This is a genomic window from Streptomyces caelestis (genome assembly GCF_001279005.1).
Taxonomy (GTDB): domain Bacteria; phylum Actinomycetota; class Actinomycetes; order Streptomycetales; family Streptomycetaceae; genus Streptomyces; species Streptomyces heliomycini.
Genome location: NZ_LGCN01000002.1, coordinates 31,358 through 50,436 on the forward strand (window position 1 = coordinate 31,358; position 19,079 = coordinate 50,436).

Sequence of the window (19,079 nt, forward strand, 5' to 3'; positions counted from 1 at the left end):
GCGGTGACCGACGCCCTGGACCTCGACCTGAGACCGGTGATCGCCGAACAGCCCGACCCGGTGCTGTTCGCCACCGTCTCCGGCGCGCACCTGTACGGCTTCCCCTCCCGCGACTCCGACGTGGACCTGCGGGGCGTGCACCTGCTGCCGGCCGCCGCTCTCGTCGGGCTGCGCGAGCCGGACGAGACCCGGTCCCGGATGTGGGTCCGGGACGGCGTCGAGATGGATCTGGTCACGCACGACCTGCGCAAGTTCGTCCGCCTGATGCTGCGGCGCAACGGCTACGTGCTGGAACAGCTGCTGTCCCCGCTGGTCGTGCACACCACCGACGCGCACCGGGAACTGGCCGCGCTCGCCCCCGGCGTCCTCACCAGCCACCACGCCCACCACTACCGGGGTTTCGCCCGGACCCAGTGGCGGCTGTTCGAGAGGACCGGCGAACTCAAGCCGCTGCTCTACACCTTCCGGGTGCTGCTCACCGGCATCCATCTGATGCGCTCCGGCGAGGTGCAGCCCCACCTGCCCACCCTCGCCGCGGAGGTCGACGCCGCCCCGGACCGCCTGCCGGAGCTGATCGCCGCCAAGGCGGAGCGCGAGCACGGGGCCGCCCCCGTCGACCACGCACGCGTGCGGGCCGACGTGGAGCGGCTGCACGGCGTGCTGGACGAGGCGCAGGCCGCGTCAGTCCTGCCCGACGCCCCCACCGCGTACGACGCCCTGCACGACCTCGTCGTACGGGTCCGCCTGGAGGGCTGAGGCGCGGCGGGCGCGGACGAGGAAGTCCTCGACCCGGCGCCGGTCCGGCTCCTCGGGCAGCGGACTGCGCGGGGCGGCCCGCGCACCCTCCTCCGTGAGCCGGATCATCCAGGACTCCACCTCGGACCAGGACACCTCGCCCCGTTTCACCGCGAGCAGCGGCTCGCGCTCCTCGCCCACGTCGATCGTGAGGGCGCCCGTGCGGAGCAGGTCGCGGGCGCTGATCAGCAGGCGGAGCAGGTGCATGGCGTGCTTCCAGCGCGGGGCGCCGTGGGCGCGGACGTCCGCCTCCAGCCTGCGGCGCTGGCCGTGGGCGTACCGGGTGAAGGTCTCGTGGACCCTGCGGGAGAGGAACGCCCCGCGCAGGGACAGCAGTTCGCGGCCGGTGGCGTCGGCGTGCTCCACCAGCGGGGAGTGCAGGCACTCCAGGATGTTGGGGTTGGCGCGCAGGGCCAGCTCGCAGAAGCGTTCCAGCTCCCAGCTGAACTGCTCCTCGGCCGGGCCCTCGACGTGCGTGGGCGGCTTCTCGAAGCGCCAGAACAGGGGAGTGGGCGCGAGGAAGACGCCCCGGCGGTCGGTGTCGCTGCCCTCGGTGGCCAGGCCGAAGGCGCGCGAGCCCATGACACAGGCGTAGATCGTGTGGTCACCGACCAGGGTCTCGGGGCGCATGCCCGGGAGCGTACGCGGTGGATCACGCCCGGCGGATCGAATTCCCCTCCACCGTGATCCGCTCCTCGGGCAGCGGCAGGGTCGCGGGGCCCCGCTCCACCGAGCCGTCGGTGATCCTGAACCGGCTGCCGTGACAGGCGCAGTTGACGGTGCCGTCCGCGACGTCGGTCACCACACAGCCCTGGTGGGGGCAGACCGCCGAGAACGCCTTGAAGTCGCCCTCCTCGGGCTGGGTGACCACGATCTTCCCGTCCCCGAGGACCGTGCCCCCGCCCACCGGGACGTCGGCGGTCGAGATCAGCTCCTGCCCGGCGGCGTCCGGTGAGGCGCCGCCCTCGCCGCCCTCGCCGCCGTCCCTGCCCTCTCCGCCGGTCCCGCCGTCCGAGCCGCAGCCCGCGGCCAGTGCCGCCGCGCCTGTCGTGAGGAGGACCGTGCGGCGCGTCGTACGAGGGGCCATGTCATCACACTCCCGGGAGTCGCGGTTCCCGCATCCTGGCACCGAAGACGACGAACAAGAAGCACATCACGGAAAAACGCCACCAAAGCCGCACATCGCCCGTCTCAGCGGGCGGGCGTCCGGCACCGCCCCCGCGCGGGCTGACTACGCTGGACGACCGAACAGCACACGCACCTCAGCAAGGAGCATCGTCGTGGCGGTACGCGCGGTCCGGGGGGCCGTCCAGTTGGAGCGGGACGAGGCCGGTCACATGGAGGAGCGGGTCGGCGCGCTGCTCACCGCGGTCCTGGAGCGCAACGGCCTGCACACCGACGACCTGATCAGCCTCTGGTTCACGGCCACGCCCGACCTGCACAGCGACTTCCCGGCCGCCGCCGCCCGCAGGCTCGGCATCGTCGACGTCCCCCTGCTCTGCGCCCAGGAACTGGACGTCGAGGGCGCCATGCCCCGCGTCGTCCGGGTTCTCGCGCACATCGAGTCCGACGTGCCCCGCGCCGACGTCGCACACGTCTACCTCGGCGCCGCGGCGGCCCTGCGCAAGGACATCGCCCAGTGAGGACCGCGCTCGTCATCGGCACCGGACTGATCGGCACGTCCGCCGCGCTCGCCCTGTCCCGGCGGGGCGTCGTCGTCCACCTCGCCGACCACGACCCGGAGCAGGCCCGTACGGCCGCCGCGCTGGGCGCCGGCACGGACGAGGCGCCCGACGGGCCGGTCGACCTGGCGATCGTCGCCGCCCCGCCCGCCCACGTGGCCGACGTGCTCGCCGACGCGATGCGGCGCGGTGCGGCACGCGGCTACATCGACGTGGCCAGCGTCAAGGGCGGACCGCGCCGCGAGCTCCGGGAGCACGGGCTCGACCTGACCCCGTACCTCGGCACCCACCCCATGTCCGGCCGCGAGCGGTCCGGCCCGCTGGCCGCCACCGGGGACCTCTTCGAGGGCCGCCCCTGGGTGCTGACCCCGACCGGGGACACCGACACCGAGGTGCTGAACCTCGCCCTGGAGCTGGTCTCGCACTGCAGGGCCGTGCCCGTCGTCATGGACGCCGACGCCCACGACCGGGCCGTGGCCCTCGTCTCCCACATGCCCCACCTGGTGTCCAGCATGGTCGCCGCACGCCTGGAGCACGCCGAGGAGGCCGCCGTACGGCTGTGCGGGCAGGGCATCCGGGACGTGACCCGGATCGCCGCCTCCGACCCCCGGATGTGGATCGACATCCTCTCCGCGAACCCGGGTCCGGTCGCCGACCTGCTCACGGACGTCGCCGCCGACCTGGAGGAGACCGTGCGCGCCCTGCGCGCGCTGCAGTCCTCCGACGAGGACGAGCGCCGCGAGGGCGGCACCGGCATCGCGGACGTGCTGCGCCGCGGCAACGCCGGCCAGGTCCGCGTCCCCGGCAAGCACGGCTCCGCGCCGCGCGTCTACGAGACCGTGACGGTGCTCATCGACGACCAGCCCGGCCAGCTGGCCCGCATCTTCGCGGACGCCGAGCGCGCCGGCGTCAACGTCGAGGACGTCCGCATCGAGCACGCCACCGGACAGCAGGCCGGTCTGGTCCAGCTCGTGGTGGAGCCCAAGGCGGCCCCGGTCCTCATCGCGGGGCTGCGGGAGCGGGGCTGGGCGATCCGGCAGTGACGGCCCGGGGCGGGGGAGGGTCCGGGGGCGTCCCTTCCCCCGAGGGGCCGGATCGTCCGCTTGTCGGAAGGGTTCCGGGGGGCCGGTAATCTGGTGCGGGGCGTGTCCGCGTCCCGCACACACCACTCCACCGCACCAGGAAGGTGTTCCCCCGTGGAAAACGGCGCCGCCCAGCCCGTGATTGTCGCCATCGACGGCCCCTCCGGCACGGGCAAGTCGAGCACGTCGAAAGCCGTGGCGGCGCAGCTCGGCCTGAGCTACCTGGACACCGGCGCCCAGTACCGGGCGATCACCTGGTGGATGGTGACCAACGGCATCGACATAGACGACCCGTCCGCGATCGCCGCCGTCGCCGGGAAGCCCGAGATCGTCTCCGGTACGGACCCCCGGAACCCGACGATCACCGTCGACGGCGTCGACGTGGCCGGACCGATCCGCGGACAGGACGTCACCGCCAAGGTCAGCGCGGTCTCCGCGGTCCCCGACGTGCGGACCCGGATCACCGAGCTGCAGCGGTCCATCGCCGCCTCCGCCGTCACCGGCATCGTCGTCGAGGGCCGTGACATCGGCACCACCGTGCTGCCCGACGCCGACCTGAAGATCTTCCTCACCGCCAGCGCGGAGGCCCGTGCCGCCCGCCGCAGCGGCGAGCTCAAGGGCGCCGACCTGCACACCACCCGCGAGGCCCTGATCAAGCGGGACGCGGCCGACGCCGGCCGCAAGACCTCTCCGCTGGCCAAGGCCGGCGACGCGGTCGAGGTGGACACCACCGACCTCACGCTCCAGCAGGTCATCGAGTGTGTCGTCACCCTCGTCGAGGAGAAGCGGGCCGGGAAGTGACCGACGTCCCATCGGCGCGGAGCGCCGAGGTCGGCCGGCGCATCGGCGTCGGCCTGATGTACGGGCTGTTCAAGCCGCGTGTGCTGGGCGCCTGGCGGGTGCCCGCGGCCGGCCCGGTGATCTTCGCGGTGAACCACTCCCACAACGTCGACGGCCCCATGGTCATGGGCGTGGCGCCCCGGCCGACGCACTTCCTGATCAAGAAGGAGGCGTTCGTCGGCCCGCTCGACCCGTTCCTGACCGGCATCGGCCAGCTGAAGGTGGACCGGCACAGCACCGACCGCACGGCGATCTCCCGGGCGCTGGGTGTGCTGGAGCAGGGCGGAGTCCTCGGCATCTTCCCCGAGGGCACACGGGGCGAGGGCGACTTCGCCGCGCTCCGCGCGGGACTCGCGTACTTCGCCGTACGCGGCGGCGCGCCGATCGTTCCCGTGGCCGTGCTGGGAAGTTCCGAGCGGTCCGGACGGTTGATAAAGGCACTGCCCCCGCTGCGCTCCCGCGTCGACGTCGTCTTCGGCGACCCCTTCGACGCGGGCGACGGCAGCGGCAGACGCACGCGCAAGGCGCTGGACGAGGCGACCGAACGCATCCAGAAGCAGCTCACCGCGCACCTGGAAAACGCCAGGCGCCTCACCGGGCGCTAGGCGACACTGAGTAGTGGATCAGCCTCGCGCATGGGGGGCGTTCCACCGATCACCACGATGAACGCAGAGGTACGGACTTCATGAACGACCACATCCAGCCCGACGGCTCGGACGCGTACGAGGGTGCGCACGAGCACGACCACGGGGCGCTGGGCGATGCCGAGTTCGCGGAGTTCATGGAGCTCGCCGCGGAGGAGGGCTTCGACCTCGAGGACGTCGAGGGCGCCATCGAGGCGGCGGGCCACGGCCCGCTGCCCGTGCTCGCCGTCGTCGGCCGCCCCAACGTCGGCAAGTCGACCCTGGTGAACCGCATCATCGGCCGTCGTGAGGCGGTCGTCGAGGACAAGCCGGGCGTCACCCGCGACCGCGTCACCTACGAGGCCGAGTGGGCGGGCCGCCGCTTCAAGGTCGTCGACACCGGCGGCTGGGAGCAGGACGTCCTCGGCATCGACGCCTCCGTGGCCGCCCAGGCCGAGTACGCCATCGAGGCCGCCGACGCGGTCGTCTTCGTCGTGGACGCCAAGGTCGGCGCGACCGACACCGACGAGGCCGTCGTCCGGCTGCTGCGCAAGGCCGGCAAGCCGGTCGTGCTGTGCGCCAACAAGGTGGACGGCCCGAGCGGCGAGGCCGACGCGTCCTACCTGTGGTCCCTGGGCCTGGGGGAGCCGCACCCGGTCTCCGCGCTGCACGGCCGCGGCACCGGCGACATGCTGGACCAGGTCCTGGAGGCCCTTCCGGAGGCCCCGGCGCAGACCTTCGGCGCCGCCGTCGGCGGCCCCCGCCGGATCGCCCTGATCGGCAGGCCCAACGTCGGCAAGTCCTCCCTGCTGAACAAGGTCGCGGGCGAGGAGCGGGTCGTCGTCAACGAACTCGCCGGCACCACCCGTGACCCGGTCGACGAGATGATCGAACTCGGCGGCAAGACCTGGAAGTTCGTCGACACCGCGGGCATCCGCAAGCGCGTCCACCTCCAGCAGGGCGCCGACTACTACGCCTCGCTGCGCACCGCCGCCGCCGTCGAGAAGGCGGAGGTGGCCGTCGTCCTCATCGACGCCGCCGACTCCATCTCGGTGCAGGACCAGCGGATCGTCACCATGGCCGTGGAGGCGGGCCGTGCGCTCGTCCTCGCGTACAACAAGTGGGACACCCTCGACGAGGAGCGCCGCTACTACCTGGAGCGGGAGATCGAGACCGAGCTCGGCCAGGTGGCGTGGGCGCCCCGGGTGAACGTCTCGGCGCGCACCGGCCGGCACATGGAGAAGCTGGTCCCGGCCATCGAGGCGGCCCTGGAGGGCTGGGAGACCCGGGTTCCGACGGGCAGGCTGAACGCCTTCCTCGGCGAGCTGGTCGCCGCCCACCCGCACCCCGTGCGGGGCGGCAAGCAGCCGCGCATCCTGTTCGGCACCCAGGCCGGCACCAAGCCGCCGCGGTTCGTGCTGTTCGCCTCCGGCTTCATCGAGGCGGGCTACCGGCGCTTCATCGAGCGTCGGCTGCGCGAGGAGTTCGGCTTCGAGGGGACGCCGATCCACATCTCCGTGCGGGTGCGGGAGAAGCGCGGCAAGAAGAAGTAGCCGACGGCGGACACGGTGAAGGGGCGGCCCCCGCGGGGGCCGCCCCTTCACCGTGCCTCGGGTCAGGCGCCCCTGCGCGGGGCCGGCGGCAGCCCGGCCGGCACGTGGTGCATCCCGGAGGCGGGCCGGCCGACCGTGCCGACCCGCTGCCACTGCGGCCCGGCGCCCTGGCGGCCGCCGCCCGCGCCCGCGCCGTGGGCGCCGCTCACGAGGGAGGCGCCGAACGTGCTCGGGCTCTCGTCGTCGTACGAGCCCGTCCTGTGCGGGATGTTCCCGAAGGCGGTGAAGCCCAGCTCCTCCTCGCCGCTGCGGTCACCCGGCAGCGAACGGAAGGACTTGACGTACTCGGTGTAGAGGGCGTCGTAGATCGGTGTGGCCGAGAGGCCGCTCCGGGAGACCTGCGCCGGACGCACGGGTGCGGGGACCGAGGCGAGGGACTGGCGGCGGGGAACGTCGTATGCGTGCACGTATGTCCAAACGACCCCGTGCCGCAAGGGATGCGGCCCTTTCGCGGCATTCGTCGGCGGTGTTCCGGCCGGGCGCCGGCGGGCCCGGTCAGAGGCCGGCGAGGGGCAGTGCGGCGGCGACGAGCTTGCCGTTCGCCGCCGCCTTGTCCAGCGCGTCGCGCAGCAGGTCCTCGCGCGGCTGGCGGCCGATCGAGCCGACCGGGGCCGCGAACATCAGCACCCGCTGGTGCTTGTTGGCGGCCGACCGCCAGCCGTCGGTGACCTGGAGCGGCTGGTGCGCCTGCCACCAGGCCACCGGACGGCCACCGGCCGGGTTCGGCTGGAGCACGGCGTGCAGCTGCCCCGCGGCGAGCAGCACCGACCAGCCGTGCAGTGCCGGCGGCAGGGCCGACAGCTCGGTCAGGGGCATGAAGCCCTGCTCGATGAGGAGCGGCAGGAAGTCGTCGCCGGACCCGGGCGAACCGGGCCGCGCGACCGGCGCGGTCGGCTCCACGACCAGGGCCGGGTGCAGCTCCCCGGAGATCAGGACCAGTCCGCTGGTCACTCCGAGCACGGCCTGCTCGGGGGCGGCCTGCGCGGACGCCGGCTCCCCGGTGTCGCCGCCGATGGCCCGTACGGCCCCCTGGAGCTGTTCCTCGGTGACCTGGACGACCTGCGAGGGCAGGCAGCCGGCGTGGGCGAAGGCGAGGACGGCGGTCTCGTCCCCGACGAACAGGACGGTGCTGGTGCGCTCCTGCCCGGTGTCGCCCGGGGTGCGGCAGGAGGTGCAGTCGTAACTGCCCGGGGCGGACTCCCCGGCGAGCAGGCGGGCTGCTTCTTCGTCGCCGATCTCGGCGCGTACCTCGTCGCTGACGTCGAGCATGCGCGGCACGGGTGGCTCCCTCGGGATGCGGTGCGTGGCGAGGCCGGGTGGCTCCCGGCCCGTGGTCCGGGTGGGTCCCCGGCTCATGAAGAAGACAACGGGCGATCTGTGGCGGTAGTCACGCCCCGGGGCGAACGGAATCGAACCAACCGGCGCACACGGTCACGCTCGGCGCGGAATCCGCCACTCACCGTCAACCGCCGCCCGATGTACTGCCGTTGGGGAGGTGAGGTGGCTCACAGGGTGCTCCGCCGGCTGGTCGACAAATCCGGAAATCAGGGAATGAAGTGGGTGGCCTGAAATCGCCGCTACCCGAGGTAAGCGGCAACTGGCCTGGCGCGAAGGGGCGTTGGTTGATCCCGGTACCGGGGGCTCCTTACATTCCTTCGCCGTGTGCAACGAGCACCGCTCGGGTACGTCCGCCGACCGCACCACGAACGGCACCACCGCACGACCCGGAGGCGGACGGGCGAGCGCGGTCCACGCGTCCCACGGCGCGGTGGGCGGCGCTCCGCCGCGGGGACCCCGAGTCCTTCGGGAAGGACCTCCATGTCCGCATGTGCCGATAACACCCGCCCCCACCACCGCAGGACCCGTACGACGGCCCTCCTGGCCGGCGCGGCGCTGCTCGCGCCCCTCGGACTGCTCGCCGCGACCGGGAACGCCACGGCGGCGGACGACGGCGTGTGGGACCGCATCGCCCAGTGCGAGAGCGGCGGCGACTGGCACATCAACACCGGCAACGGCTACTACGGCGGACTCCAGTTCTCCGCCGCGACCTGGCGCGCCTACGGCGGCACGGCCCACGCGCCGACGGCCGACCGGGCCACCGTGTCCCAGCAGATCGCGATCGCCACGAAGGTGCAGCGCGCCCAGGGCTGGGGCGCCTGGCCGACCTGCTCGGCACGCGCGGGGGCGTCCGGGAGCGCACCCGCCGCGGACCCGGTGACCACGCGGCGGGCCCCGTCGAGGAAGGCGGAACCGTCGAAGCGGGCGGAGCCGTCGGAGCCGGCCGGGACCTCGGCGCCCTCCGGGCACACGGACCGGAGCGCCTCCCGCGGCGACCACACCGTCCGCGCGGGCGACACACTGAGCGGGATCGCCGCGCGGTACGGCACGAGCTGGCAGCGCCTGTACGAGGCCAACAGGTCCGTCATCGGCGGGGACCCCGACGTGATCGTGCCCGGGCAGCGCCTCGACGTCTGAGCCGCCCCCTCGCCCGGGACACGGCGCCCCGTCCGGCCGGACGGCCGGACGGGGCCCTACGGCCGCCGCGCGGAGGCGGACCGGCCGAGTTCGCCGGCCTCCCCGGCGAACACCACCGCGCCACGGCGCAGCACGTACACGAAGGCGGGCCGGCCGTGCAGGGCGGGCGGCAGCCGCTGCTCGGCGACCACCACGCACGCGTCGAGCGCGGCCAGCAGCGCGTACGTACGGGCCGCGACCGCCGGCGCCATGCCCTGGGCGGGCTCGTCGAGGAGCACCACGCGCGCATCCGCCCGGAAGGCCCGGCAGAGGGCCAGCATCCGCTGCTCGCCCCCGGAGAGCGTGCCGGCCCGGCGCTCCAGCAGCGGACGCAGCCACGGGTAGGCGTCGAGGGCGCGAGCGGGGTCGGGGGCGGTGAGGGCGAGGTTCTCCCGCACGGTGAGGGAACCGAACACGGCCCGCCGCTCCGGCACCAGGCACAGCCCGCGCCGGGCCCGCTCGTACGCCGGTACGCCGGTCACGTCCCGCCCGTCCCACACCACGGCCCCGCCGGACAGCGGCACGTCGCCGGCCAGCGCGCGCAGGGCGGTCGTCCGGCCGGAGCCGTTGCGGCCCAGCAGCACGGTGAGACCGGGGCCGGGCGCGACGAGGGTGACGCCGTGCAGGGCCTCCAGGGGGCCGTGCCGCACGCGCGCGCGGCGCAGGGCGATGACGGTCACGGGCCGGCCGCCTCCCCGAGGGCGTCCAGGACGTCCCCGGGCGGTCCGGAGGCGACGATCCGGCCCGCCGTCATCACGTGCACGACGTCGGCGAGGCCGGCGACCAGGTCGAGATCGTGCTCCACGACCAGGAGCGCCGTGCCGTCGGCGGCCAGCGCCCCCAGGATCCGGGCCAGCGCGGTGACCTCGGCGTCGTCGAGACCGGCGGCGGGTTCGTCGAGCAGCAGCACGCGCGGGGCGGCGGCGAGGGCCCGCGCGAGCTCCACCCGGCGCAGCGTCCCGGTGGGCAGCCCGGCGGCGGGCCGCGCCCTCATCGGCCCGTCGAGCCCGAAGAGCCGCAGCGTCCGCTCCACCGCGCCGGGATCGGGCGGCCGGCCCTGCTCGGCGCCGACGCGCACGTTCTCGGCGACGGTCAGCGTCGGGAAGACCGCCAGCTGCTGGAACGTCCGCGCGATCCCGAGCCGGGTGCGGGTGTGCGCGGGCAGCCGCGTGACGTCCCGTCCGTCGAGCGTGACCGACCCCCGTGCGGGGCGCAGGGTCCCCGCCAGACAGTGGAACAGCGTGCTCTTCCCGGCCCCGTTGGGCCCGACGACGGCGGCCACCCGCCCGGCCGGGACGTCCAGGTCCACCCCGTCCAGCGCGGTGAACCCGCCGTAACGGACCCGCAGACCGCGGGCGGCGAGCACAGGGGGGCCCGGGACCGGTGCAAAGACCCCCGTGCGCCGACGCCCCGCCGGGGGCCGGCCCCCGCCCGCACGCGCCGGCCCGGGGACGCCCCCCGCCGGGCGGCGCGCCGGACCGGACGGCTCCCGGGCCCGCGCGGGGGAAGGTCCCCCCGGCGCCCCCCGGCCCGCCGGCCCGTCACCCGAGGACCCCCCGGCCGCCGGTTCCTCCTCGTGCGGGTGGACCGGTGGCCGCTCGGCGGGGTGCCTGTCACCGGTGGTCCTCCGGTCCGCGCGGTCCTGCCGTTGCGGGGGGCCGTGGTCCGGTGAGTCCTCGGCCGTGGGTTCCGCCTCGTGGGGGTGGACCGGTGGCCGCCCGGTGGCGCGCTCGTCCCCGGTGGTTCTCCGGTCCGTGCCGACCTGCCGCGGGGGCGGGGCGTCGGCGGAGCGGTGCGGTGGCGCCGTTCGCGGGCCGCCGGTGGCCGCGGGGCGACCGGCGGCCGCCGTGCCCGGCCCGCCGGTCCGGGCGCCGGGGGCGCCACGTTCCGACGCCCCGGTCCGGGGACCGGTGCCCTGTTCGCCCGGTTCCCCGGCCCGGGTGTCCGGTCGTGGCCCGGCGCTCGTCGACGTCGCGCCCGCCGGGACCCTGGACGGCCCCGGCGGCGGCCCCGGCGGGCTCAGGCGGGCGCGGAGGCGTGCGGCCAAGGGCGTCGGCGCCGGGCGGGGCCGGACGCGGAGCCGGTCCGCCGCGTCGCGCAGGGTCTGGTGGGGACCGTCCGGGAAGCGGCCGGACAGGACCGCCAGGACGCCGACCACCGCCGCCGCCACACCCCCGCGCGCGCCCGCGTCCAGGCCGACCAGGAGGGCCGCGGCGAGGAGGGCGCCCAGGGTGCTGTCGGCGCCCAGGACCACCACCGCGGCGAACCACAGCAGACCCCGTACGGGGTCGTACGCGGCCGGGTCGAAGGCGCGCAGCCCCATGCCGAGCATGCCTCCGCCGAGCGCGGCCAGCGCGGCGCCGGAGACGAACGCGAGGAGTTTCAGCGACGGCACGCGCACGCCCGCCGCCCGCGCCCCCGCCTCGTGGTCCCGCATCGCCGCCAGGGCGCGGCCCGTGCGGCCCCGGCGCAGCGCCCGGGCCGCGAGGAGCGCGCACGCCAGGAGGACCAGTTCCAGCACGTAGTACTCCCGGTCGCCGTCGAAGCCCGCCGGGCGGTCCAGGGACAGTCCGGCCGTGGCGTACGGCTGGTCGAAGACGAAACGGCTCACCCCGACGCCCACCGCGAACGTCGCCAGCGCCAGCGCGAGCCCCCGGCGGCCGATCGCCGGCCAGCCGGTCAGCACGCCCAGCGGAGCGACCAGGACGACCGCCACCGCGAGCGCGGCCAGCTCCGGCAGCCGGGGCAGGCCGGGGAAGCGGCCGGCCGCCAGCAGCGCCGTGAAAAGGGCGCCCAGACCCGCGTACGCCGCCTGCCCGAGCGAGATCTGTCCGCCCCGGCCGGTGACGACCACCAGCGACAGCAGCACCACCCCGAGCGCCGGCACCTGTACCGCCGTGTGCAGATCGCGCCCGGCGAAGCCCAGCGGCAGCAGGAACAGCACCCCGGCCACGATCCACGCGCCCGGCGGAGCGGGCGCCCGCGCGGTGGCGGGGCGCGGGAGCGCGTCGCGCGTGCCGACCCCGGGCAGCACCAGGGCGGCGACCAGCAGCGCCACGACGAAGAGGTTGGCGCCGACCGCCTGCAGCAACGGCTCGCCCCACCCGGACGGGTGCAGCCGCGTCAGCTGACTCTGCGCCACCCCGATGCCGAGCGCGACGACCACCGCCACCACCGGACCGCGCATCCGCGCGGCGACCGCGACCGCCATCACCTCCATCACGAGCAGCGGCAGCCCGTACGGGTCGAGCCGCACGTACGGCGCCAGCAGCACGCCGGTCAGACCGGCCGTGAACGAGCCGAACGCCCAGCCCGCCGCCGCCACCCGGTCCGCGTCCACACCGACGAGCACGGCCAGCCGGCGGTCGTCCACGACGGCCCGCAGCTCCCGCCCGAACCGCGTCCGGCGGACCACCGCCCCGACCCCGACGGCCAGTACCGCCACCACCGCCAGCTGTCCCCACGGCTCCGCCGGGACCAGCACCGGCGCGTCGTCCCGCGCCCCCCGCCCCCACAGCAGCGCCGCCCCGCCCACCAGCAGCACGAACACCCCGATGGACGCCACCAGAGTCCGCGCCGGATCACCGCCCCCGACGGACAGCGGCCGGAACACGAGCCGCTCCAGCACCACCCCGATCCCCGGCGCCAGCACCAGCAGCGTCAGCGCGGCGGCCCACCACAGCGGCCAGCCCCGGTCGACCACCAGGCCGCGCAGCGCATAGGCGCACACCATCGCGATCGCGCCGTGCGCGAAGTTCAGCACCCCGGTCGCCCGGTACGTCACGATCAGGCCGATCCCGGTGAGCGCCGCCGCGGCGCCCACCGACAGACCGGCCAGCGTGAGGTCGTACGTCAGCGAGGACATCGGCGAGGTCTCAGCCGGTCTCTTCGGCGGGTTCGCAGACCGGGCAGGGCTTCAGCCCACCGCTCGCGGCCAGCCTCCCGTCCACCAAAACCGCCTCCGCCTTCCCCGCGACCAGCGGACAGTCCGCGCGGTGCCACAGCGTCCCGCCCGGCACCGTCAGCGTCTCCCCGCTGACGGCCACCGGTCCGCCGGCCGGCCGCCCCGACTCGTCGGCGTCCGCCGACCCGGCGGCGACCAGCAGGGCGTACAGCTCCTCCACGCGTGTGGCGGCGACCGCGTCCCGGCCGTGGGCGAGCAGCACCGCCCCGGCGACGATCAGCGCGGCTCCGGGAAGGCTGCAGGAGGCCAGATAGGGCAGCTGCCGTTCGGCGTAGCGCTCGCCCGAGACGCCGTACCAGCCGATGACGCACAGCACCGCGCCGGCGGCGAGCGCGGTCCAGCCCGCCCGGAGGACGAGGTGCGCGATCCGCAGTCGGACTGTCCGCATGGTTTGCACTATGCCCCCTGGAGGCCGACCCTGAAAGCACCGGGCGCGCAGGGTCCGGACCGACACCCGATTGGTGAGCCAGATGGTTCTCGGCAGTGGCATCGGGCGGGGGAACATCCGGACGGGGCGCCGCCCACGGGCGGCGGGACGGGGCACGTCGCTGACCGCGGCGCTGTTCCTGCTCCTCGCGCCGGGCCTCGCGGCGTGCGGCGGCGACGGCGGCGGTGGCTACGGCTCGTCCCCCACCCCGTCGGCGGACGGTACGACGAGCGCACCGGCCAGCGCGCCCGCGGACCCGGGGGCGGCCGAGCGGGAGATCCGGCAGAACTGGGAGAAGTTCTTCGACCCCGCCACCCCGGTGGACGAGAAGAAGAAGCTCCTGCAGAACGGCGAGATGCTGGGCCCCGTGCTCGAGGCGTTCAGCGGTGACGACCGCGCCGGACAGGTCCGGGCGAAGGTCACCGACGTCGCGTTCACCTCGCCGACCGAGGCGGACGTGACGTTCACGCTCACCCTCAGGGGCGCCACCGCCCTCCCGGACGCCTCCGGGACGTCCGTCGACGACGACGGCACCTGGAAGGTGTCGGTCAAGTCCCTGTGCGCGCTGGTGCGGCTGAGCGGCGATGAGTCGCCACCGGACATCCCGGGCTGCTGAGGCCCTCGCCGCGGCCGTGCTCCTCGCCCTGACCGCGGCCTGCGGAAGCCGGCTGCCGGAGAGCGACTTCGAGCACGACGACCGCTCGCCCGCACCCACCCGGAGCGCCCGCGAGCCGATCCGCGTCGGCATCGTCACCAGTGCCACCAGCCCGGTCGGCGGCAACGTCTTCACCGGCCCGCGCGACGGGGCGAAGGCCTGGTTCGACCGGCTCAACGCGCGCGGCGGCATCGACGGCCGGCGCGTGGAGGCGCGGCTGTGCGACGACGGCGGCAGCGGCGTCGGCAACAACGAGTGCGTGCGCAGGCTGATCGACGAGGAGAAGGTCGTCGCCCTGGTCGCCACCACCGCCCTGGACTACGCGGGCGCCCCCCGCGTCTCCCGCGCGGGCGTGCCCGACGTCGGCGGCCAGCCCATCGGCGCCGCCTACGACACCTATCCGCACCTCTACGGCGTCCACGGCAGCGAGGCGCCCAGGAACGGCACGCCCGGCTGGGACGGCAAGCTGTACGGCGGCACCGAGGTCTACCGCTACTTCAAGCGCGAGCACGGGGCCCGCACGGCCGCCGTCGTCTCCTACAACCAGGCCGCGTCCGCCGCCTACGCGCGGCTCGTCGAACGCGGCCTGAGGGCCGAGGGCTACCGGGTGGTCACCGAACAGGTCGACTTCGCGCTGCCCGACTTCCGCGCGGTGGCCGCCGACCTGAAGCAGCAGGGCGCCGACTTGGTCTTCGACGCCATCGACGGCCACGGCAACGCCCGCCTGTGCCGGGCCATGGACGACGTCGGCGCACAGGTCACCGCCAAGGTCACCAACGTGCAGAACTGGGCGTCCACCGTCGCCGAGGACTACAAGGAGGCCCCGCACTGCCGCAACGCCCTGTGGGCGACCGGCTCCAGCCGCAACTACGAGGACACCGGCCATCCGGCCGTACGCGCCTTCCGGGACGCCACCGAGGGCCTGGAGACGCACTCCCAGTGGCAGCTGGAGGGCTGGGCCGCCGCCCGCTGGTTCACCGACGCGGCGGAGTCCTGCGCCCCCACGGGCATCACGCGCGCGTGCGTCGACGCCCACGTCGGCCGCGCCCGGGGCTACACCGCGGGCGGGCTGCTGCTGCCCGTCTCGTTCCGGCCGTCGCCCGAGCCGCCGGCCACCGGCCGGGCCTGTCTGTCCGTGGCCCGTTGGCGGGACGGCGAGGGCTGGGTGTCGCAGGGCGACATGAACCGCACCTGCTTCACGGTGCCGCGACTGGCCTATGAGCCCTGACGCCCGCCCCTTCGGGCCGGCGGCCACCGGCGGGCCCGCCCGCACGGCGGACACCCCGGCACGTCCGCCGCATCCGCCCGACCGACGCGGTCAACGCGGCTCGGAGCCGGCCTGCTCGCCCTCCGGCTCGGGCTGGGGCGTCACGGCCGCGTACTCCGGATGGTGCAGGTCGAACGCCGGCGACTCCGAACGGACCCGGGGCAGCGTCGTGAAGTTGTGCCGGGGCGGCGGACACGAGGTCGCCCACTCCAGGGAACGCCCGAAGCCCCAGGGATCGTCGACCTCGACCTTCTCGCCGTACTTGGCGGTCTTCCAGACGTTGTGGAGGAACGGCAGCGTGGACATGCCGAGCAGGAAGGCGCCGATGGTGGAGACGGTGTTCAGCGCGGTGAAGCCGTCCGCCGCCAGGTAGTCGGCGTAGCGGCGCGGCATGCCCTCGGCGCCCAGCCAGTGCTGCACCAGGAACGTGGTGTGGAAGCCGACGAACAGCGTCCAGAACTGGATCTTGCCGAGCCGTTCGTCGAGCATCTTCCCGGTGAACTTGGGCCACCAGAAGTAGAACCCGGCGAAGGTCGCGAAGACGACGGTGCCGAAGACCACGTAGTGGAAGTGCGCGACGACGAAGTACGAGTCCGTCACGTGGAAGTCCAGCGGCGGCGACGCCAGCAGCACCCCGGTCAGCCCGCCGAACAGGAACGACACCAGGAACCCGGTCGCCCACAGCATCGGTGTCTCGAAGGACAGCGACCCCTTGATCATGGTGCCGGTCCAGTTGAAGAACTTCACGCCCGTCGGCACCGCGATCAGGAAGCTCATGAAGGAGAAGAACGGCAGCAGCACCGCGCCGGTGGCGAACATGTGGTGCGCCCACACCACGACCGACAGGCCCGTGATGGCCATGGTGGCGCCCACCAGCGTCAGATAGCCGAACAGCGGCTTGCGGCTGAAGACCGGAATGATCTCGGTGATGATGCCGAAGAACGGCAGCGCGATGATGTAGACCTCGGGATGGCCGAAGAACCAGAACAGGTGCTGCCACAGGATCGCCCCGCCGTGGGCGGCCTCGAAGACCTGCGCGCCGAACCGCCGGTCCGCCTCCAGCACCAGCAGCGCCGCCGCGAGCACCGGGAACGCCAGCAGGATCAGGATCGAGGTGAACAGCGTGTTCCAGGTGAACAGGGGCATCCGGAACATCGTCATCCCGGGGGCGCGCATCCCGACGATGGTGGCGATGAAGTTGACCGCGCCCAGGATGGTGCCGAAGCCGGACAGCGCGAGACCCATGATCCACAGGTCCGGGCCCAGGCCGGGGGAGTACCGCATGCTGTTCAACGGCGCGTAGGCGAACCAGCCGAAGGCCGGCGGTCCCCCGGTCACCAGCAGCGAACCGAGCACGATCAGGCCGCCGAAGAGGAACAGCCAGTACGAGAACATGTTCAGCCGCGGGAAGGCCACGTCGGGCGCGCCGATCTGCAGCGGCATCAGCTCGTTGGCGAACCCCGCGAAGCTGGGGGTCGCGAACAGCAGCAGCATGATCGTGCCGTGCAGGGTGAACATCTGGTTGAACTGCTGGTTGCCGACGAGCTGCAGGCCGGGCCGGGCCAGTTCGGCGCGCATCAGCAGCGCCATCACGCCGGCGACCAGGAAGAACACGAACGACGTGATCAGGTAGAGGTGGCCGATCTTCTTGTGGTCGGTGGTGGTCAGCCAGTCGATCACCCACCGCCCGCGCCGCGGCCCGCGCGCCGGCCGCGGCGCCGCCTGGACGGTCTGCGTCCCCATCGCTCGCCCCTTCGCTTCTCGCCCGCCGGGCCCGCCGGGAGCCCGCGCCACATGTGCCCCCGGGCCCACGCCATGATGCTCGCCCCTGCCGGTCCCCGACGGAGGACATGGCGGATCGTGTGGTGGAAACGCGTATTTTCTGTGCGCGCCGGTCCGTGTGGTCCTGGGTGGCGGCGGAAAAGGAATGGGATCCGGGAGCACTTCCCCCGAAACTCTCCGCCGGATTTAATCGCACCCGTGGTGTGACACGCGGGAATTGAGTTCGAATACCTGCGGAAGGCGTACCGAAGCGTCCGTTCGGGTGACGGTCACCGTCACGGACGTCTGTCGTGATCCTGTGACAGAAGTGTGACCGCCGGGGGATCCGGCCCGGTGTCCGGGCCTCCGGCTTCCCCGCTCCCGGGCCAGGGCATAGCGTGGCCGCATGGCACCCATTCCGACACCCTCCGCGGAACCCCACGACAGTCCGGACGCCTACGTCGGCCTCACGGCGGACCGGGCCGAGCACCTCGCGCGCGAGCGCGGCTGGTCGACGGTGCGGGCGCTGCCCCCGGGGGCGATCATCACCATGGAATACCGCACGGGCCGGCTGAACTTCGAGGTGCGAGGCGGCCTGGTGGCACGCGCCTGGAAGGGCTGACACACGGCGACGGCCCCGGTTCCCCCGCCGGGGCCGGGGCCGTGGCGTGCGCGTCCGTCAGGGGCGGGCCGCCGACGTCGTACCGCGCGGGTGGCGCTCCGCGTGCGGCGGGCGGCGGCTGCCCGCCGGGGTGACCGGGGAGCGCTCCGCGCGGGTCGTGTGCGGCCCGGGCGCCAGACGGGCGGGCGACCGGGAGGCCGGACGGCCCGCGGCGACCGGCTCGGGAGCCGTGTCCGCGCGGCCGGTGAGCGGCGTGAGCACGACGGGCCGTCCGAGCGGGCCGGCCTTCGCGGTGCCTCCCCGACGGTCCTGCCGGCGGGCGCGCAGGGCGAGGATCCGCGTCTCCGCGCGGGCGATCACCGGCTCGAACCAGGGCAGCGCCAGCAGGATCAGCAGGCCCGCGACCCAGCCCAGGACCACATCGCTCAGCCAGTGGGTCCCGATGTAGACGGTGGACAGTCCGACCCCGAGCGAGGTCACGGCCGACAGCGCGGACAGCCAGCGGCGGGCTCTCGGGGTGGAGGCCAGATAGGCCAGGATCCCCCAGGTCACCACGGCGTTGGCGGTGTGGCCGCTGGGGAATATATCGCCGCCGAGCCACATCTCGTTCGAGCCGATCTCGGTCGCGTAGTGCGGTCCGAGGCGTCCCATGCCGTACTTCGCGGCACCCACGGTGACGTTGAGCAGCAACAGGGAGACGCCGAGGGCGAGCAGCGGACGCAGGGTGTGCTGCCGCCAGGAGCGCCAGCCCAGCCAGGCCGCCACCATCACCGCCGTCGGACCGCGCTGGCCGAGGACCACGTAGTAGTCGACGAAGGCGTGGATCTCGGACCACTGCTGGTAGGGGCGGAAGAACATCACCTGCCAGTCCAGCCGGACCAGCCAGGAGGTGATCAGCACGGCCCACACGATCGCCAGATAGAAGGCCAGGGCGGCGCCGAACAGCACCACCCGGTGCCGGCTCATTCGCGGCACGCCGATGTGGGCCGGTCGTTCCGGCTCACGATCCAGCCTCGCGAACACCCGGTCCAGACGGGTGGGCTTCCGTTCGGTACGCACCCAATCGACGTTACAGCGAGTGAGTGCGGGACCCCGTCGAATCAGCCTCTTTGTGATGACGATGTGATGTGGCATTCCTCTCAGGAGGAGCTTTATCGCCGGTGAATCCGCAAACCCCGGACGGCGCGGACTTCAATTCCTTTGATCATTCCGGGGAAGGGTTTTATCGCGCTTT

At 74.1% G+C, this 19,079-nt stretch carries 19 protein-coding genes; 10 read left to right on the plus strand and 9 right to left on the minus strand.

Features of this window, described 5'->3' with window-relative positions:
* Positions 1 to 3 precede the first annotated feature (3 nt).
* On the plus strand, positions 4 to 756 hold the full coding sequence (locus tag ADK41_RS01605; RefSeq protein WP_030825573.1) for a nucleotidyltransferase domain-containing protein: 753 nt from the start codon (positions 4 to 6) through the stop codon (positions 754 to 756).
* Here the strand turns inward: ADK41_RS01605 and ADK41_RS01610 are convergent.
* Both ADK41_RS01610 and ADK41_RS01615 read right to left on the minus strand, forming a co-directional pair.
* Positions 682 to 1,425, minus strand: coding sequence for a nucleotidyltransferase domain-containing protein (locus ADK41_RS01610; protein ID WP_030825575.1), 744 nt, complete (start codon positions 1,423 to 1,425; stop codon positions 682 to 684). The two genes, ADK41_RS01605 and ADK41_RS01610, sit on opposite strands and share 75 nt — an antisense overlap.
* A gap of 22 nt (positions 1,426 to 1,447) precedes the next feature.
* On the minus strand, positions 1,448 to 1,882 hold the full coding sequence (locus ADK41_RS01615; RefSeq protein ID WP_030825578.1) for a Rieske (2Fe-2S) protein: 435 nt from the start codon (positions 1,880 to 1,882) through the stop codon (positions 1,448 to 1,450).
* A gap of 193 nt (positions 1,883 to 2,075) precedes the next feature.
* Between ADK41_RS01615 and aroH the strand changes: the two genes are divergently transcribed.
* The 5 genes from aroH (at position 2,076) to der (ending at position 6,575) form a co-directional block, all read left to right on the plus strand.
* Positions 2,076 to 2,438 (plus strand): chorismate mutase, encoded by a 363-nt coding sequence (gene aroH, locus ADK41_RS01620; protein ID WP_030825581.1) that lies wholly within the window; start codon positions 2,076 to 2,078, stop codon positions 2,436 to 2,438.
* The gene (locus ADK41_RS01625; protein ID WP_030825584.1) at positions 2,435 to 3,520 is read left to right on the plus strand and encodes a prephenate dehydrogenase; all 1,086 of its coding nucleotides are present in this window, start codon (positions 2,435 to 2,437) and stop codon (positions 3,518 to 3,520) included. Before aroH ends, ADK41_RS01625 begins: the two co-directional genes overlap by 4 nt.
* A 153-nt stretch (positions 3,521 to 3,673) precedes the next feature.
* On the plus strand, positions 3,674 to 4,360 hold the full coding sequence (cmk, locus tag ADK41_RS01630) for a (d)CMP kinase (protein WP_030825586.1): 687 nt from the start codon (positions 3,674 to 3,676) through the stop codon (positions 4,358 to 4,360).
* Positions 4,357 to 5,004 (plus strand): lysophospholipid acyltransferase family protein, encoded by a 648-nt coding sequence (locus tag ADK41_RS01635; RefSeq protein WP_030825589.1) that lies wholly within the window; start codon positions 4,357 to 4,359, stop codon positions 5,002 to 5,004. The genes cmk and ADK41_RS01635 overlap by 4 nt, the downstream gene beginning before the upstream one ends.
* Before the next feature lie 80 nt (positions 5,005 to 5,084).
* Positions 5,085 to 6,575 carry a ribosome biogenesis GTPase Der gene (gene der / locus ADK41_RS01640; protein WP_030825592.1) on the plus strand — a complete coding sequence of 497 codons (1,491 nt, stop codon included), beginning with the start codon at positions 5,085 to 5,087 and terminating at the stop codon, positions 6,573 to 6,575.
* A gap of 62 nt (positions 6,576 to 6,637) precedes the next feature.
* On the opposite strand, the gene ADK41_RS01645 is transcribed toward der, so the two are convergent.
* Together ADK41_RS01645 and ADK41_RS01650 are read right to left on the minus strand one after the other, a co-directional pair.
* Positions 6,638 to 7,042 carry a hypothetical protein gene (locus tag ADK41_RS01645; protein WP_030825595.1) on the minus strand — a complete coding sequence of 135 codons (405 nt, stop codon included), beginning with the start codon at positions 7,040 to 7,042 and terminating at the stop codon, positions 6,638 to 6,640.
* Positions 7,043 to 7,130: 88 nt separating this feature from the next.
* Positions 7,131 to 7,913, minus strand: a complete 783-nt coding sequence (locus ADK41_RS01650) for a hypothetical protein (RefSeq protein ID WP_030825598.1) — start codon at positions 7,911 to 7,913, stop codon at positions 7,131 to 7,133.
* Positions 7,914 to 8,453: 540 nt separating this feature from the next.
* Between ADK41_RS01650 and ADK41_RS01655 the strand changes: the two genes are divergently transcribed.
* A complete protein-coding gene (locus ADK41_RS01655; protein ID WP_030825601.1) occupies positions 8,454 to 9,110 on the plus strand; it encodes a transglycosylase family protein in 657 nt (218 codons plus the stop codon).
* A gap of 56 nt (positions 9,111 to 9,166) precedes the next feature.
* Here ADK41_RS01655 and ADK41_RS01660 read toward each other — a convergent pair whose 3' ends face one another.
* From ADK41_RS01660 to ADK41_RS01670, 3 genes are read right to left on the minus strand one after another with little or no spacing between them, the layout of a single operon-like run.
* A complete protein-coding gene (locus ADK41_RS01660) occupies positions 9,167 to 9,829 on the minus strand; it encodes an ABC transporter ATP-binding protein (protein WP_030825604.1) in 663 nt (220 codons plus the stop codon).
* On the minus strand, positions 9,826 to 13,014 hold the full coding sequence (locus ADK41_RS01665) for an ABC transporter permease subunit (RefSeq protein WP_030825607.1): 3,189 nt from the start codon (positions 13,012 to 13,014) through the stop codon (positions 9,826 to 9,828). The genes ADK41_RS01660 and ADK41_RS01665 overlap by 4 nt, the downstream gene beginning before the upstream one ends.
* Before the next feature lie 10 nt (positions 13,015 to 13,024).
* A complete protein-coding gene (locus ADK41_RS01670) occupies positions 13,025 to 13,501 on the minus strand; it encodes a hypothetical protein (protein WP_030825609.1) in 477 nt (158 codons plus the stop codon).
* Positions 13,502 to 13,583: 82 nt separating this feature from the next.
* Here ADK41_RS01670 and ADK41_RS01675 point away from each other — a divergent pair, with 82 nt between their 5' ends.
* Positions 13,584 to 14,156 (plus strand): hypothetical protein, encoded by a 573-nt coding sequence (locus tag ADK41_RS01675; RefSeq protein ID WP_030825612.1) that lies wholly within the window; start codon positions 13,584 to 13,586, stop codon positions 14,154 to 14,156.
* Positions 14,125 to 15,423: an ABC transporter substrate-binding protein gene (locus ADK41_RS01680; RefSeq protein WP_030825615.1), complete on the plus strand. Its 1,299-nt coding sequence runs from the start codon at positions 14,125 to 14,127 to the stop codon at positions 15,421 to 15,423. The genes ADK41_RS01675 and ADK41_RS01680 overlap by 32 nt, the downstream gene beginning before the upstream one ends.
* 90 nt (positions 15,424 to 15,513) lie before the next feature.
* Here ADK41_RS01680 and ctaD read toward each other — a convergent pair whose 3' ends face one another.
* Entirely contained in the window at positions 15,514 to 17,205 is a 1,692-nt protein-coding gene (ctaD, locus tag ADK41_RS01685) for an aa3-type cytochrome oxidase subunit I (RefSeq protein ID WP_030825618.1), read from the minus strand.
* A 424-nt stretch (positions 17,206 to 17,629) separates the two neighbouring features.
* On the opposite strand from ctaD, the gene ADK41_RS01690 reads away from it, so the two are divergent.
* Positions 17,630 to 17,845, plus strand: coding sequence for an I78 family peptidase inhibitor (locus tag ADK41_RS01690; RefSeq protein WP_030825621.1), 216 nt, complete (start codon positions 17,630 to 17,632; stop codon positions 17,843 to 17,845).
* A gap of 57 nt (positions 17,846 to 17,902) precedes the next feature.
* Here ADK41_RS01690 and ADK41_RS01695 read toward each other — a convergent pair whose 3' ends face one another.
* On the minus strand, positions 17,903 to 18,904 hold the full coding sequence (locus ADK41_RS01695; protein ID WP_030825624.1) for a phosphatase PAP2 family protein: 1,002 nt from the start codon (positions 18,902 to 18,904) through the stop codon (positions 17,903 to 17,905).
* Positions 18,905 to 19,079 lie beyond the last annotated feature (175 nt).

Bases quoted from the DNA above. Each gene is read 5' to 3' on its own strand.
- ADK41_RS01610 (WP_030825575.1), bottom strand. From the start codon at position 1,425: ATGCGCCCCGAGACCCTGGTCGGTGACCACACGATCTACGCCTGTGTC.
- ADK41_RS01615 (WP_030825578.1), bottom strand. From the start codon at position 1,882: ATGGCCCCTCGTACGACGCGCCGCACGGTCCTCCTCACGACAGGCGCG.
- der (WP_030825592.1), top strand. From the start codon at position 5,085: ATGAACGACCACATCCAGCCCGACGGCTCGGACGCGTACGAGGGTGCG.
- ADK41_RS01655 (WP_030825601.1), top strand. From the start codon at position 8,454: ATGTCCGCATGTGCCGATAACACCCGCCCCCACCACCGCAGGACCCGT.
- ADK41_RS01665 (WP_030825607.1), bottom strand. From the start codon at position 13,014: ATGTCCTCGCTGACGTACGACCTCACGCTGGCCGGTCTGTCGGTGGGC.
- ADK41_RS01670 (WP_030825609.1), bottom strand. From the start codon at position 13,501: ATGCGGACAGTCCGACTGCGGATCGCGCACCTCGTCCTCCGGGCGGGC.
- ADK41_RS01675 (WP_030825612.1), top strand. From the start codon at position 13,584: ATGGTTCTCGGCAGTGGCATCGGGCGGGGGAACATCCGGACGGGGCGC.
- ADK41_RS01680 (WP_030825615.1), top strand. From the start codon at position 14,125: ATGAGTCGCCACCGGACATCCCGGGCTGCTGAGGCCCTCGCCGCGGCC.
- ctaD (WP_030825618.1), bottom strand. From the start codon at position 17,205: ATGGGGACGCAGACCGTCCAGGCGGCGCCGCGGCCGGCGCGCGGGCCG.
- ADK41_RS01690 (WP_030825621.1), top strand. From the start codon at position 17,630: ATGGCACCCATTCCGACACCCTCCGCGGAACCCCACGACAGTCCGGAC.